This is a genomic window from Mycetocola reblochoni REB411, from assembly GCF_900163835.1.
Classification (GTDB): domain Bacteria; phylum Actinomycetota; class Actinomycetes; order Actinomycetales; family Microbacteriaceae; genus Mycetocola_B; species Mycetocola_B reblochoni.
In genome coordinates, this window is record NZ_FUKR01000017.1 from 21,750 (window position 1) to 36,138 (window position 14,389).

General features: G+C 73.2%; 11 protein-coding genes. 5 read left to right on the forward strand and 6 right to left on the reverse strand.

The window, feature by feature from the left end; genetic code table 11:
* Positions 1-36: 36 nt before the first annotated feature.
* From FM119_RS13470 to FM119_RS02720, 3 genes are read left to right on the forward strand one after another with little or no spacing between them, the layout of a single operon-like run.
* Positions 37-696, forward strand: coding sequence for a TetR/AcrR family transcriptional regulator (locus FM119_RS13470; RefSeq protein WP_179205170.1), 660 nt, complete (start codon positions 37-39; stop codon positions 694-696).
* Positions 693-1,574, forward strand: a complete 882-nt coding sequence (locus FM119_RS02715; RefSeq protein WP_179205171.1) for a hypothetical protein — start codon at positions 693-695, stop codon at positions 1,572-1,574. Before FM119_RS13470 ends, FM119_RS02715 begins: the two co-directional genes overlap by 4 nt.
* A complete protein-coding gene (locus FM119_RS02720) occupies positions 1,571-3,592 on the forward strand; it encodes a YhgE/Pip domain-containing protein (RefSeq protein ID WP_087136160.1) in 2,022 nt (673 codons plus the stop codon). The genes FM119_RS02715 and FM119_RS02720 overlap by 4 nt, the downstream gene beginning before the upstream one ends.
* 86 nt (positions 3,593-3,678) lie before the next feature.
* Here FM119_RS02720 and FM119_RS02725 read toward each other — a convergent pair whose 3' ends face one another.
* The 4 genes from FM119_RS02725 to FM119_RS02740 all read right to left on the reverse strand — a co-directional run bounded on the left by FM119_RS02725 (position 3,679) and on the right by FM119_RS02740 (position 9,925).
* Positions 3,679-4,512: an alpha/beta fold hydrolase gene (locus FM119_RS02725; protein WP_087136161.1), complete on the reverse strand. Its 834-nt coding sequence runs from the start codon at positions 4,510-4,512 to the stop codon at positions 3,679-3,681.
* 63 nt (positions 4,513-4,575) lie between these two features.
* Complete coding sequence (locus FM119_RS02730; RefSeq protein WP_087136162.1) at positions 4,576-5,241, reverse strand: TrmH family RNA methyltransferase; 666 nt, start codon at positions 5,239-5,241, stop codon at positions 4,576-4,578.
* A 33-nt stretch (positions 5,242-5,274) separates the two neighbouring features.
* Complete coding sequence (locus FM119_RS02735) at positions 5,275-5,601, reverse strand: hypothetical protein (RefSeq protein ID WP_087136163.1); 327 nt, start codon at positions 5,599-5,601, stop codon at positions 5,275-5,277.
* A 163-nt stretch (positions 5,602-5,764) separates the two neighbouring features.
* Positions 5,765-9,925 carry a lamin tail domain-containing metallophosphoesterase family protein gene (locus FM119_RS02740; RefSeq protein ID WP_087136164.1) on the reverse strand — a complete coding sequence of 1,387 codons (4,161 nt, stop codon included), beginning with the start codon at positions 9,923-9,925 and terminating at the stop codon, positions 5,765-5,767.
* Between the two features lie 223 nt (positions 9,926-10,148).
* Between FM119_RS02740 and FM119_RS14305 the strand changes: the two genes are divergently transcribed.
* A complete protein-coding gene (locus FM119_RS14305) occupies positions 10,149-10,277 on the forward strand; it encodes a hypothetical protein (protein ID WP_276327853.1) in 129 nt (42 codons plus the stop codon).
* 138 nt (positions 10,278-10,415) lie between these two features.
* Positions 10,416-11,192 carry an HAD-IIA family hydrolase gene (locus FM119_RS02745; protein ID WP_420845565.1) on the forward strand — a complete coding sequence of 259 codons (777 nt, stop codon included), beginning with the start codon at positions 10,416-10,418 and terminating at the stop codon, positions 11,190-11,192.
* Between the two features lie 163 nt (positions 11,193-11,355).
* Here the strand turns inward: FM119_RS02745 and FM119_RS02750 are convergent, their stop codons facing one another.
* Both FM119_RS02750 and pyrE read right to left on the reverse strand, forming a co-directional pair.
* Positions 11,356-13,827, reverse strand: coding sequence for a septum formation family protein (locus FM119_RS02750; RefSeq protein ID WP_087136166.1), 2,472 nt, complete (start codon positions 13,825-13,827; stop codon positions 11,356-11,358).
* The gene (pyrE, locus tag FM119_RS02755) at positions 13,824-14,375 is read right to left on the reverse strand and encodes an orotate phosphoribosyltransferase (RefSeq protein WP_087136167.1); all 552 of its coding nucleotides are present in this window, start codon (positions 14,373-14,375) and stop codon (positions 13,824-13,826) included. The genes FM119_RS02750 and pyrE overlap by 4 nt, the downstream gene beginning before the upstream one ends.
* Positions 14,376-14,389: the final 14 nt, after the last annotated feature.

A 14,389-nucleotide genomic window follows, 5' to 3' on the forward strand; every position in this document is an offset into this window, starting at 1 on the left:
ACTTGCACATCGGTGTGCAAGTTCTACGATGGAGGGATGACCGACACCCCCGTCCGCGCGACCAGGCGCGACGCCGCGCAGAATCGCGAGCAGCTGATCAGCACCGCCATGGAGGTGCTCAGGGACAACCCCGCCGCCAGCCTGGACGAGATCGCCCGGCGGGCGGGGCTCAGCCGGCGCGGACTGTACGGCCACTTCCGCAGCAGGGAGGAGCTCATGCGCGTCGTCATCCAGCGCGGCGCCACCCGCATCGCCGACCACGTCGGACACATCGACGACAGCGACCCGCTCCTGGCGATCGCGCTCATCGCCGCCCGGATCTGGGACCAGATCGCCGCCATCAGGGTCAACGCGGCCCTGGCCCTGCAGGACCCGTACCGCGGCGACGTCGCGACGACCCTCGAGCCGCTGCGGGCGCAGCTGCGCGCCATCATCGACACGGGCATCCGCTCGGGTCGACTCCCCGACGACCTGCCGGCCGACACCGTCGCCGTGCTCGTCGAGAGCACCGCGCTCGGCGTCCTCGACTCGGTCGCCCGCGACCGGGTGCCCGCCGACGAGGCGCTGCCCCTCATCGTCCTCAGCGGCCTGGGCGCCGCCGGGCTCAGCCGTCCGGACGCCCAGATCGTGTTCGAGCGCTTCCGCGCCGTGCACGGCCAGGCCCCGACCGTTTCCTCGAACGGAGAACTCGCATGAAGATCGACGCCATCGGGATCAGCAAGGGCCGGAGCGGCCACGCCCTCCCGCGCTGCAGCGTCAGCATGGCCTCGGGCAGCGCCCGGATGGTGCTGGCGGAGACCGCGCAGCGGCCCACGGTGCTCGGGCTGATCCTGTCCGGGCGGATGCGCCCCGACACCGGCACCCTCACGCTCAACGGCCAGGAGGACCGCCGCCGGATCCGGCGCAGGGTCGCCCTCGTCGACGCCCCCGTCGTGAGCGAGCCGCACGGTGACGTCACCGTCGCGGAGGTCGCCGCGGAGGAGCTGGCGTTCGCCGGACAGCGGAGCCACCCGATCGCGGTGAACCGCGTGCTTGACGAGCTCGGGCTCCGCGCGCAGGCGAACACGGCCATGGCCGACCTCGCCCCGGTGCTGCGGATCCGGCTGCTCACCGAGCTGGCGGCACGGCGCCCGGACATCGCGGGGATGGTCATCGTGTCCCCCGACCGGCACGGCGGCGAGCCGGAGGGCTGGTGGGGCGTCGCTCTCGAGCTCGCCGCGCGCGGGCTCGCGGTCATGGTGATCGCCGGTGCCGCAGCGCGCAGCGCGCTCGACGCCGGACCGACGCCGGCACACCGCGGCGAGACCGACGAGCTCGAGCCGCTCCCGGCTGCCCTGAGCGGGACGGGGGTCGAGGCCGACGAGCAGCTCGCGCCCGCGGAGCCGGACCCCGAGCACGACGAGGCGCCCTCCCCGGACGCCGAGGACCCGGCGGGCGACGGCAGCGATGACAACACCGACGCCGAGGACAGCGACAGCGGCAGCGGCAGCGGCAGCGACAGCGAGAACGCGAACCCCCCGGGCACCGACACCACACCGACCGACACGACACGCACAGAGGACACGCGCGCATGAAGATCTTCTCCCTCGTCAGGGCCGAGTTCGCCCGCCTCTGGGCGACGCCGATGTCCCGCCTCGCCTTCCTCGCGCTCATGATCGTCCCCCTGCTCTACGGCGGGCTGTACCTGTGGGCCAACCAGGACCCCTACGACAAGCTCGACCAGGTGCCCGTCGCCCTCGTCGTCGACGACGCCGGCGTCAGCGACGACGGCGAGACGGTCAACCACGGCCAGGACGTCGCCGACGACCTCATCGCGGACGGCACCTTCAACTGGTCTCGAACGGACGCAGCCGGAGCGGCTCGCGGCGTCGCCGACGGCACCTTCGACTTCTCGGTCACGCTGCCGAAGGACTTCTCCGAGGCGCTCAACTCGTCCTCGGGCGACGACCCCCACCAGGCCGAGGTGCTGCTCACCACCAACGACGCCAACAGCTACCTCGCCGGGACGATCGGTGAGCAGGCGGTGAAGACCATCCAGACCCAGATCGTGCGCACGGTCAACCGGCAGTCGGCGCAGACGATGCTCGACGGCCTCGCCGAGATCAGGACCAAGATGATCGACGCGCACGACGGGACGGTGAAGCTCATCGACGGAGCGGCCAGCGCCGAGAAGGGCGCGGCGAGCGCCGAGGACGGCGCGACGAAGCTGACCGACGGCATCGCGAGCGCCGAGGACGGGGCGGGCACGCTCGCCGACGGGACCTCCCAGCTCGCCAGCGGTGCGCACACGCTGTCCGACGGCCTCGGCACCCTCGAGGACCAGACCGCGGCGCTGCCGGGCCAGACCGCGCAGCTCGCCGACGGCGCCGCGCAGGTCGCCGCCGGCAACGGGAAGATCGCGCAGGTGGCGGACACGCTCGCCGCCGACTCCTCCCAGATCCACTCGCGGCTGTCGGGCGCGAGGGACGACGTCGCCGCCGCGCTGGCCGAGACGGGACTGAGCGACGACCAGATCGCACGCATCATGGAGCGCGTCGATACCGTCGGGGGGCTCGTCGACGAGGCGGACTCGACCGTGCAGTCGACGACCCAGCAGCTGGACACCCTCGCGAGCGGCTCCCAGTCGGTCGCCGACGGCGCGCGCCGCCTCGCCGACGCGACGCCGGCCCTCGCCTCGGGCATCTCCCAGCTGAGCGACGGGGCCGACAGCCTCGCCAGCGGTGCGGACCGGGCCGCCAGCGGGGCGACGGAGCTGCACAGCGGGCTCGGCACGCTGCACGACGGCGGCGACACCCTCACCGAGGGGCTCGGGGAGCTGCACGACGGGCTCGACACGCTGCACGACGGGCTCGTCACGCTCGGCGACGGTCTGCAGAACGGCATCGACCAGCTGCCCGACTCCAGTGCCGAGCTGCGGACCAAGCAGGCCACGACCATCGCGGACCCCGTCGGCCTGAGCAACACCGCCGTGACCTCAGCGGGGACCTACGGTGCGGGGCTCGCCCCGTTCTTCGTCAGCCTGGCGGCGTGGATCGGCATCTACGCGCTGTTCCTCATCCTCAAGCCGTTCTCCGCCCGCGCGGTCACGGCGATCAACCGGCCGATCCGTGTGACGCTCGCCGGGTGGGTGACCCCCGCCCTGCTCGGCTCGGTCCAGATGCTCGCCCTGTTCGGCATCGTGGCGGGGACGCTCGGCTTCAGCGTGTCCAACCCCCTGGCCACCTATGGGCTCATGGCGCTCGCGTCGATGACCTTCGCGGCGATCATCATGACGCTCAACGTGTGGCTGGGCAGCGTCGGGCAGTTCATCGGGCTGATCCTCATGGTCGTCCAGCTTGTGACCGCGGGAGGGACGTTCCCCTGGCAGACGCTGCCGCAACCGCTGGCCTGGCTCCACCACTACCTGCCGATGTCGTACGCGGTCGACGGGATGAGACAGCTGATGTACGGAGGGGACCTGTCGAAGGCAGGGACGGACGCCATCGTGCTCGCCTGCGTGCTGCTGGGCAGCCTGGTGCTCTCGGCGATCGGCGTCATGCGGATGACCAGGTCGCGCACGCTGCGCGACCTGCAGCCGAGCCTCATCGGCTGACCGCCGGCGGGCCGGCCGCTCCGGACCGGAGGACCGCGCGGGCGGGCCGTGGCGCGGAGCGGCCCGGCGGTCGTGCCCGCTCCGGCTCAGCCGCGCGCGTCGAGCTCCTGTGCCAGCACGACGAGCCGGCGCACGAACAGCGAGGGTTCGCCCAGCTGCGGGTCGTGCCCTCCGTGCGGCCAGAGCTCGATGACCGCGGTCGGCACCCGGAGCCTCAGCCACATCGAGTACTCATCCCCCGGGTCCCTGCCGTGGATGGAGAGCACGGGGGCGTCCCCGGGGATCCGGCACAGCCGGTCGGCGGCGTCCTCGGCGGCGACGAGGTCGTCGACGTCGCCGAACAGCACGGGGTGGGCGGCCGCCAGCAGCTCGCCGACGGGTGACCGCAGCCCCTCCCTGTGCAGGCGGACCGCCTCGGGGAGGTCGCCCGACACCGCGGGGAGGATCTCGGCCCTGCGGGCGGGAACGTCGAGGCCGTCCAGCTCCTCGAGGCGGGAGGCGAGGTCGAGCACCTCGTCGACGAGGACGAGCGCGGCCACAGGGAACCGCGAGGCGTAGCCCAGCGCGATCTGGGCGCCCCAGCCGTGCCCGACGACGATGGGCGGCGCGGCCGAGTCGTCACGCGGGCGCAGCTCGTCCGATGCCAGGGCGATGACGGAGGGGAGGGCGGCAACGACACCGTCCGCGAGGGACGCATCGGCATCGGCATCGGCATCGGCATCGGCATCGGCATCGGCATCGGCGCGAGCGTCCGCCGCCGCGACGTCGCGGGCGAGGGCGGTGAGATCGACCGCGATGACGTCGAAGCGCCGGTCGAGAGGAACCGCGTCCCACACCTCCGGCGCGTCACCGAGCTCGGGCAGCAGCACCAGCCGGGGCAGGCCCGAGCCCGATCCGTCGACCCGATCGTCTCTCGCCATGCCCTCATTCAAGCGCGGGCCGGGGCGGGCGTCCAGCGCGGGCGGCCCCCCGAACGGGAGCGCTCAGCCCAGACCGGCGTGCTGTGTGACCCAGACGTGCATCGCGACGGCCGCCGCCGCGGAGGCGTTGATCGAGCGGGTCGAGCCGAACTGGCTGATCTCGACGACGGCATCGGCCGCGTCGATCGCCTCGGGACTCAGGCCGGGGCCCTCCTGCCCGAACAGCAGCACGCACCGGCGGGGCATGGCGAAGGTCTCGATGATGACCGAGCCGGGGACGTTGTCGACGGCGATGATCGGCAACCCCCTGTCCGCGGCCCACCGGATGAGCGCCGCGACGTCCTCGTGGTGGTCGACGTGCTGGTAGCGGTCGGTCACCATGGCCCCGCGCTTGTTCCAGCGGCGGCGTCCGACGATGTGCACGGCCTCGGCCCCGAAGGCGTTGGCACTGCGCACGATGGAGCCGATGTTCATGTCGTGCTGCCAGTTCTCGATGGCGACGTGGAACGGGTGGCGTTCGGCGTCGAGGGCGTCGACGATCGCCTCCATGCGCCAGTACCGGAACCGGTCGATCACGTTCCGGGTGTCGCCGTTGGCGAGCAGCTCGGGGTCGTAGCGCTGATCGTCCGGCCAGGGGCCCGGCCACGGCCCGACCCCCGCGGTGCTGAGCTCGTGGCTGGGCGGCGCGTCGGCCACCCGCTCCGGGGTGATGCGCTCGTCGGCAGGCATGAGGTCAAGGGTAGCCGTCTGGCGGCCGGGTGCTCAGCGGCCGAGCGGCTCCCAGCCGGAGCCGTGCCTGAGCGCGCCGGCGGCCCCGTCGCCCGACACCGTGACACGGTGGAGGAGGCCGGGCTGGATACGGTGAACATCGACCCGGTCGACGGCGAGGCGCCCGCACTCGACGGTGTCGACCCAGTTGCCCCTGGGTCCCCCGCGGCCGGCGGACTGCCCCCGCTCGACGACCGTGCAGTCGAGCGTCTGGACGTGCCGCTCCCTGTCGGCGTCGATCGTCCCCTGCCTCACGACGAGGAACACGACGCCCGCGACGATCACGAGGACGATCACCCCGATCCCGACCGTGCGCCGCATCGTGCCCTCCCCTGCCCCGTGCCGGTCCCCTCGTCCCGGCGGGACCGACGGCTGCGGGCATCAGCGTATCGGGCCGCGCCGGGCGGGGCGGTCGCGCGCATGCGGAGGGGCCGGGCAGTCGTCCCCGACTCCCCGGCCCCTCCTGCCCCTCACGACCGCGCGGCTAGACCTCGCCGCCGCTCCGGCGCGAACGGCGGTGCAGGAGCACGCCGCCGAGACCGGTGGTGGCCAGCAGCAGCGCGATCAGCAGGATCACGCCGAGCTGCTCCGCCCCGCTGTTCGCGAGCGATCCGTCCGCGCCGGACGCCGCAGGACGCCCCTCCAGGGCGTCGCCGTCATCGGACGAGTCGCCCTGACCGGACGCGTCGCCCGCGCCGCCGGCGCCGGAACCCGAACCGGCGTTCTGGCCCGGGTCGACCGGATCGACCGGGTCGACCGGCTCGAGCGGCTCGAGCGGGCCGGTCGGGTCCTCCGGGTCGACCGGCTCGGTCGGCTCCGTCGGCTCGGTCGGCTCCGTGACCACGGCCTCGCCGAGGGCGAGGGGCGCGGTGATGACCCGGTTCCCGACCGCGACGGCCGGCTCGACCATCGGCTCGACGGGCTCCTCGGCCTCGGCGGGCGTCGGGACTGCATCGGCCTCGGCCGTGGCCTCCTCAAGCAGTGCGGCCCCCTCAGTCGGCTCCCCGGCACCGGGGGCGTCCTGCTGCTGCGCGGCGTCGCTCGGGGCGTCCTGCACCGTCTCGACCGGCGCGAGACGCCGCTCGGAGGGGAGCGCGTCCTGCTCGGCCGTCGGGCCCTCCTGCTGGGCGAGCGACTCGGCACGCAGCGCGCCGGGAACGGCCCGGCCCGCGGCCTCGCCGGCACTCGCGGACGCGGTGGCGGTGTCCGTCACGACGGCATACCACTGCATCCCCGCCTGCTCGGCCGACCAGTCGTGCGTGGCCGTCTCGCCCGCCGCGACCTCGACCACGGCGGCCTCGCTCGCCGTGCCCTGGACCGTCCAGGACGACAGGGTGAACGCCGTCGGCCGCTTCAGCGACAGCTGCACGACGAACTCGTCGTCGCCCCGGTCGTAGCGCACCGCGTCGCCGCGGAAGTCCGGCTCGTCGTACTGCCACGCGTCGAAGGAGTCCAGGCTCGGCGAGTACGCGTTGACGGCCATCACGCCGGCGTCCAGGTCGAACTGGAGCAGCCGCTGGAAGCCGGTGTCGCGGTCGAGGGTGTCGGCGCGCGGGCTCGGCTGGGTCGAGCGGTAGCCCTGGTAGTCGGCGAGCATCTCGACGACGCGGCGCCCCTCGGCGCCGACGTTGTCGATGACGGTCGTCCCCGCGGCGATCTCCGTCGCGTCGACCTGCTCACCGGTCACCGGGTCGGCGAGCTGCGTGGACACGCCGTGGTAGTGCCCGCCGATGACGAGGAACACGTTGTCGTTCGGTGCGACGACGCGCTCCCACATCTCCACGCCGCGCGCCGTGTATCGGCGGTCGACGCGGTCGTCGCGTGTGCCGTCGGTGTACAGGTAGGCGTGGGTGGCGAGGATCACGTTCGACTCGGGGTTGGCCGCGGCCAGCGACGACGCCCAGTCGATCTGCTCGTCGGACGGCGCGTAGGGCAGCGACACGACCATGAACGGGACGCCCTGCTCGCTGAAGTGGTCGAATCGGGCGCTCGGGTCGCCGACGCGCCACTCGCCGCCGAACCACTCGGTTCCCTCGTAGCGCGAGGCGGGGAAGTACTCGGTGAACAGATCGTTGTTCCGGCCCCAGAGGTTGTCGTGGTTGCCGGGCAGGATGCTGTTGGCCACGCCCGCGTCGTCGAGCAGGGACTGGATGTCGGACGCCGCCTGGAACTCGCGTCTGGCGCGCTCCACCTCGGCGTTGCCGTTGATCCAGTTCTCGATGACGTCACCGGTGTGGGCGCTGAAGGCGATGTCCCTCGACTCGGCGTTGGCCACGACCCACGCCGCCATGTCCGTGTAGACGCGGCGGAAGCCCTCGGTGAGGAACTGGGTATCGGTCATGTGGTTGACGGCGAAGTCGTAGCCGCCCGGCGTGACGAAGGCGCCGTCGGTGACGGAGACCTCGTCGAGCAGTCCGCCGGCCGTGCGCGGACCGTCGAGCACGAGCACCGCGGCGGAACCGTCGACCACCATCTCGGCGGTCAGCCGTCCGACGAGCGTCAGCTCGCCGTCGGCGGAGGGCACCGCGGCATCGACGAGCTCCCACCGAGCCGACGCGGTGTTCCAGCCGTACATCTGGAGCTCGTTGCGGTCGGTCGTGGTCCCCGTCCAGCTGAGCTCGACGCCCTCGTCGGGGACCTCGTCGATGGCCAGCTCGAAGCGCTGGTAGGGGAAGCCGGTGCCGTCGGACGGCGCGGTGGCGTCGTCGGCCGAGCGGACCTCGGTCTCTCCGTCGAGCTCGCGGGCCGCCGGAGGGACTTGCTCGGTCACGCCGGTGAACACGCGCTGCGTGGCCTCGTCGAGCTCGACGGGGGTCGACGAGCGGAAGCTCACCTGGAGCCGGTCCCCGCCGTCGTGCGTGGTGGTCACGCTCGTGCTCACCGCGCCGTCCTCGTCCTGCTCGCCGGTCTCGGCGATGGGCGTGCCGGGGCGGAAGAGCCGGTCGACCTCGGCCGGGTCGAGCTGACCGGCGAGCGGGACGGTCGGGTCGACGACGGGCAGGTCCTCGTGGCCCTCAGGGGTGCGGGTCGCGACGGCGAAGTCGGCGATGTTGTCGCCGGTGTCCTGGGCGCGCTGGTAGCTCTCGCCCTGGTCGCTCTTGGCGTCGTTCTGGATGGACGCGCCCTGCTCGCACGGGCTGAACGCGATGCTGTCCCACACGGCGACCCGGTCGACGACCGCGCCGGAGCCGTCCCACACGGCGACGCCGAAGCCCTCGGCGTCGTTGAGCCCCGTCGAGTACCTGCCGTCGGCGATGGCCGCCAGGGCGGCCGGCGCCCCGGTGGGGGCCGCGATGTAGCGCTGCCCCGGTGCGAGGGTGATCGCCAGGTCGGCGATCTGCGGGGTGAGCGATCGCTTCCCCGTCCCCTCGCAGCGCCAGAGCGACCAGCCGGAGAGCGACACGGGCGCGTCACCGGTGTTGAGCAGCTCGACGTACTCGTCGTTGCCGCCCGCGGGTCCCGCGGCGCTCAGCTCGGTGATGCGCACCGGGCTGTCGGCGTCCGCACGGCGCTCGCCCTCGGCGACGGTGCCGAGCTCGGCGACCTCGCCGGGGGTGCGCTGGGCACGGACGAAGTCGGACGAGTTGTCGCCCGTGTCCGAGTTCCGCTGGAAGCTCAGCCCGTCGCCGGTGTCGATGTCCATGACCGCGGCCTCGCCGTCGGTGCAGGGGCTCTGACGGTCGCGGTAGACGCTCATCCTGTCGACGATCGACGTGTCGGCGTCCAGCAGCATCGCGCCGGAGTTCTGCCAGTGCACGCTCGTGGAGTACCGCGCGTCGGCGACGGAGGAGGGGATCGTCTGCGCGTCGGTCCTGACGAAGGTGAACGCCTCACCCGGCGCGAGCGTCGTGCCCGAGGGCAGACCGGCGTGCTGGGTGTACGTCTGCGCGTTGTCGCCGCAGCGCAGCAGCGACCAGCCGGACAGGTCGACGGGGCTGTCGCCGTAGTTGGCGATCTCGATGAAGTCGTCGCGGGCGCCGGGGCCGCCGGGGGCGTACTCGCTGATCTTCACCGCGCCGGGGCGGAGACGGTCGGCCGGCTCGGAACGGTTGGCCTCGCCCGGCGTGCGCTCGGCGACGATCCAGTCGCTGGCGATGTCGCCGCTCGTCCCGACGCGCTGGTGGGACTCGCCGAACGTCCAGGCCGCGGTGGTGGGCAGGCTCGTCGGGTTCTTGCACTGGCTGTCGACGGAGGGGTGGTAGAAGCCGATCCGGTCGAGGACCGTGTGGTCGGGCGCCTCCAGGTAGGCCCCGTAGCCGAAGCTGTGCAGGCTCGTGTCGTAGCTGGCGTCCCCGACGCCGGAGGCCTCGAGGGGGCTGCCCGCGCGGACGGCGAGGTACTGCTCGCCCGGCGCGAGGACCGTTCCCTCGGGGACGACGGCCTGCGGGCCGTAGGCGTCACCGGCCTGGCCGCAGCGGAAGATGCGGTAGCCGCCGATGTCGGTGGCGGCGCTGCCGAAGTTGGCGATCTCGATGAAGTTGTCCGAGGCGCCGCTCGGGCCTCCGGACACGACCTCGCTGATGAGGACGCCGCCGGTGGCGGCGGATGGGGTGTCCGCGGTCGCCGCCGCGGCCGGGGTGGAGCCGAGCAATCCGGCGGCGAGGGCGACGGCCAGGACGGCCGATCGTTTCTGTCGTCGTGACATGGGTGTGCGGGGACCTTTCGATGGTGGGGGCCGCGGCGATGCCGGGCGGCGGTCTCAGCGTGTCGGCCCCGGGTAACGGGGCCGCGACCGGTCCCTGAACAGCCCGCGTCGGAGGGGCGAACCGTCCCGGGCGAGGCCGAGGGCTGACGGGGCGCGCGGCACGGCGTAGCGTGGGGAGCCCAGCGGCGGCCACGGCCGCCGGCCGCACGACACGAGGAGCGCCATGAGCGACACCACCCCCGACCCCCGCGAGCTTCCGGACGGCTCGGACCAGGACGGCACCACGACCGGCGAGGAGGACACCGCATCGGGCGGTGCCCCCGCGGAGCCGGACGAGAACGCCGCCGACTGACCCCGTCGCGACGGTCGGCGCGCGCCGGACCCCGCCGAGCAGGCCGGGCCCCGGCGCGCGCCGATATGCTTGAGGTCCACCGGAGAAAGGGTTCGCACCGTGAGCAAACGCGACGACGTCGAATGCTGGCTGACCGACATGGACGGCGTCCTCGTCCACGAGAACAAGGCGCTGCCGGGGGCTTCGGCGCTGTTGCAGCAGTGGAAGGACGAGGGAACCCCGTACCTGGTCCTGACGAACAACTCGATCTTCACGCCGCGCGATCTCAGCGCGCGACTGCGCGCCTCAGGGCTCGACGTCCCCGAGGAGCGCATCTGGACCTCGGCGCTGGCCACGGCGGCGTTCCTCAAGTCGCAGGCCCCCGGCGGCAGCGCCTTCGTCATCGGCGAGGCGGGCATCACCACGGCCCTGCACGAGGCCGGCTTCATCATGACCGAGACCACGCCGGATTACGTCGTCGTCGGCGAGACCCGCAACTACTCCTTCGAGGCGATCACGAAGGCGATCCGCGCGATCCTCACCGGGTCACGCTTCATCGTCACCAACCCTGACGCCACCGGCCCCTCCGCCGAGGGCCCGCTTCCGGCGACCGGCGCGATCGCCGCGCTCATCACGAAGGCGACGGGGCGGGAGCCGTACGTGGTCGGCAAGCCGAACCCGATGATGTTCCGCTCCGCCCTCAACAAGATCGGCGCCCACTCCGAGAACACCGGCATGATCGGTGACCGTATGGACACCGACATCGTCGCCGGCATCGAGGCGGGTCTGCACACTATCCTGGTGCTGACGGGGATCAGCGACCAGGCGGAGATCGAGCGCTACCCGTTCCGGCCGGATGAGATCCTCAGCGGTGTCAGCGAGCTGATCCGACGCGAGCCGATCGAGACCGACCAGGTTCCCGCCGAGCAGGGCTGACCCTCGCGGCCCGGCCGGGGCACCCGGCCGGACCGGGGAACCGGCAGAACGGGCGAACCGGCAGAACGGGCGAACCGGCCAGACGGGGGAACCGGCAGAACGGGCGAACCGGCCAGACGGGGGAACCGGCCGGACGGGCGGGCCCCGGCCGGATAGACGGGCCCTAGCCGGCGACCAGGTCTTCGCTGAGCTCCCCGCCCTCCGCGCGGGAGACGAAGCAGCGGTAGCTGCGGTCCCCGTCGGCCGTCCACTCGTCGTCGTTCACGGGGTAGCTGCCCTGCACCTGCAGCTCGGAGACAGGGACCTCGCCGTCGGACCTGATCGTGCCGGGCGCCGCGCACCACAGCCCGATCTGGCTGGCGAGCTCCTCCTCGCCCGGGTAGGCGGCAGCCGGGTCGTCGGTGATCTCACCGACCGCGACGAGCTGGGCCTGGTGCGGCTGCGCGCAGTCGACGACCGTGAACTCGGCCTGCCACGGGTCGGTGTAGTCGCTCAGGCACTCGCCCCCGTTCAGGGCCGTCCACGGCTGGACGCCGAGCGCTGCCGGCCCTTGGGCCTCGGTCGGGGTGGCCGTGGCCGTCGGGGTGGCCGTCGGGGTCGGGATCGCCGCGGGCGTTCCCCCCGTGAACAGGCGCGGAAGGAACAAGCCGATCACGAAGAAGACGATCAGTCCGGCGACCGCGATGAGGACGAAACGCGTGCCCCCGGCCCCCTCGGAGGGTCGTGCCCGGCGGCCGCTCCCTCCACCGCTCCCGCCACCGTGCGGGGCGGCGACCGTCTCGACGGGTGTCGTCGGGTCGGGCTCGGACGCGGTGACCTCGTCCTGGGGCAGGACGGCCGGCACGACGGAGGCCGACGAGGCCCTGACCGCGGAGACCGGCTGCGTTCCCTGGACGAGGGCTTCACCGAAGACGGCCGAATCGTTGATCGGGTCGATGTCGAGTTCCGGCTCGGGCTCAGGCTCCGTTGCCACGTCACGGTCGCCGGCCCGACCACGGGCCGATGCCGACCGACGACCGACGCCGGGCACGGCCGCGCCCGGCGCGGGAACGGGATCGTCGATGCCGTCCAGCTCGTCGTCGATGCCGCCGTTCTCGGCGTTGTTCGCTGCCGCGAGCGCGGCGAGCGAGTCGTCGTTCGCCGCGGTGAGAGCAGCGAGCTCCTCGTCCTCGACGCTGGCCGGGGCCTGAGCGTCGTGCGGGGTTGCGAGGGCGACGAGATCGTCCGCGCTCAGCTCGATCGCCTCGCTCGACGCGACCGCCACGGCCTCCGCCGGATCGGTCGTCGGATCGCCGGCGACGGGCGCAGGCGGCACGACCGCGGGATCGCCGTCGAGGGTCGCGGAAGCCTCCGTTCCCGTGGCGCCGTCGACGTCCGCGGTCCCTGCGGACCCTGCTGCCTCGGCAGCGGAGTCCGCCGCCGACGGAGCTCCCGGCTCGGTCGGCTCGGTCGCGGCTGAGGTGTCGATGACCGTCCAGCTGAGCGGTTCGACCGGGCCGGGGGCGGCCCCGCCCGGCGGCGGCTTGAAGAGAGCGGGGGCACCGGCGGCAGCACCGACGGCGGTCCCGGCTGCACCCACGGTCCCGGCCGTCGGACCGGGGGAGCCGGTGCCAGACGTATCCGTCGCAGCGTCCGTGTCGGTGCCCGAACCGGCAGCGGCGGACGGGCTCAGCGACCAGGGGAAGAAGCGCGCGGAGTCCTCGAAGGGGTTGTCGGCGGCGCTCTGCGCCGCGGCGCCGTCCCCATCAGCATCAGCATCAGCATCAGCATCAGCCGCATCGTCGGTCCCGGCGGGACTGGCCGGGGCCGCCGCCGAACGCTCCTCGATCCCGGCAGCTCCCCCCTGCTCGGTCGGGGACGGCTCGGCCTCGGGCTTGGGCGGCACCGCGTCGGACTGGTCGGGGACGGAGGGAGCCACAGCGGCCTCCGGCCCTCCAGGCACGGAGGGAGCGGCAGCGGCCTCCGGCCCTCCCGGGACGGCGTCGCCGTTCAGGCCGTCGTTCACACCCGCATCGACGCCCGTCCCCACCTCGGCGGCACCGGCGTCGGCACCGGCCCCGGCCGCGGGCAGGACGAACGCGACCCCGGGATGGCTGCCGGGCGCGGGGGCCCTGGCGGCACGGACAGCGTCGATCCGAGCGGCATCCGCCGCCCCTGGCACCGACTCCGCGTCGGCCGTGACCGGCAGCTCCACGTGGTCCGGCGCTTCCGCACCCGCGCCGGCATCGGCATCGGCGTCGGCGTCGGGAGCACCATCGGCACCGGCATCGTTGACTGCGGACGGGGTGTTCGCCTCCACGGCGCCGTCACTCGACTGCACCGGCAGAGCCTGCGTCGCCTCGTCAACGACAACGCCCTCGACGACCGGAAGAGCCTGGGTCTCCTCCCCCTGCGCGCCACCGACCACCGGCAGAGCCTGCGTCGCCTCGTCAACGACGACGCCCTCGACGACCGGAAGAGCCCGGGTCTCGGCATCGTCTCCGCCTCGCACGACCGGCAGAGCCTGCGTCGCCTCGTCGGCACTGTCCTCCACGACCGGGAGGGCGGCCGTCTCGTCCGGCTCGTCGCCCAGCTGGCCGAGCAGCCACTCCGTCGAGGATGGCTCGTCCCCCTGGCCCTCCGGTCGCGCGTTCACTCGGTCAGCCCCAGGTCCGCGAGGCCGATCGCGGCGAGATACGGGTATCCGGCGGCCTCGATACGCTCCTTCGCGCCGGTGTTGCGATCGACGACGACCGCGACGGCCGCGATCTCCGCGCCCACCTTCTCGAGTGCGGCGATCGCCGTCAGAGGGGACCCGCCCGTCGTCGAGGTGTCCTCGACCACGATGACGCGCTTGCCCGCGAGGTCGGGCCCCTCGACCTGACGCCCCCTGCCGTGGTCCTTCGGCTCCTTGCGCACGACGAAGGCGTCCAGCCCGGCGCCGCGTGCGGCGCCCTGGTGCAGGATCGCGGCCGCGATCGGGTCGGCGCCCATCGTCAGGCCCCCGACGGCGGCGACGTCGGGGACGTCCGCGATGAGGTCGAGCATGACCTGGCCGATGAGCGGGGCGACCCGGTGGTCAAGGCTGACGCGCCGCAGGTCGACGTAGTAACTGGCCTTCGCGCCGCTGGTCAGCGTGAAGTCGCCGTGGAACACGGCGTCGGTGGAGATGTAGTCGATGAGCTGCTGGCGGGAGTCGGTCACAATTGACCATGTTA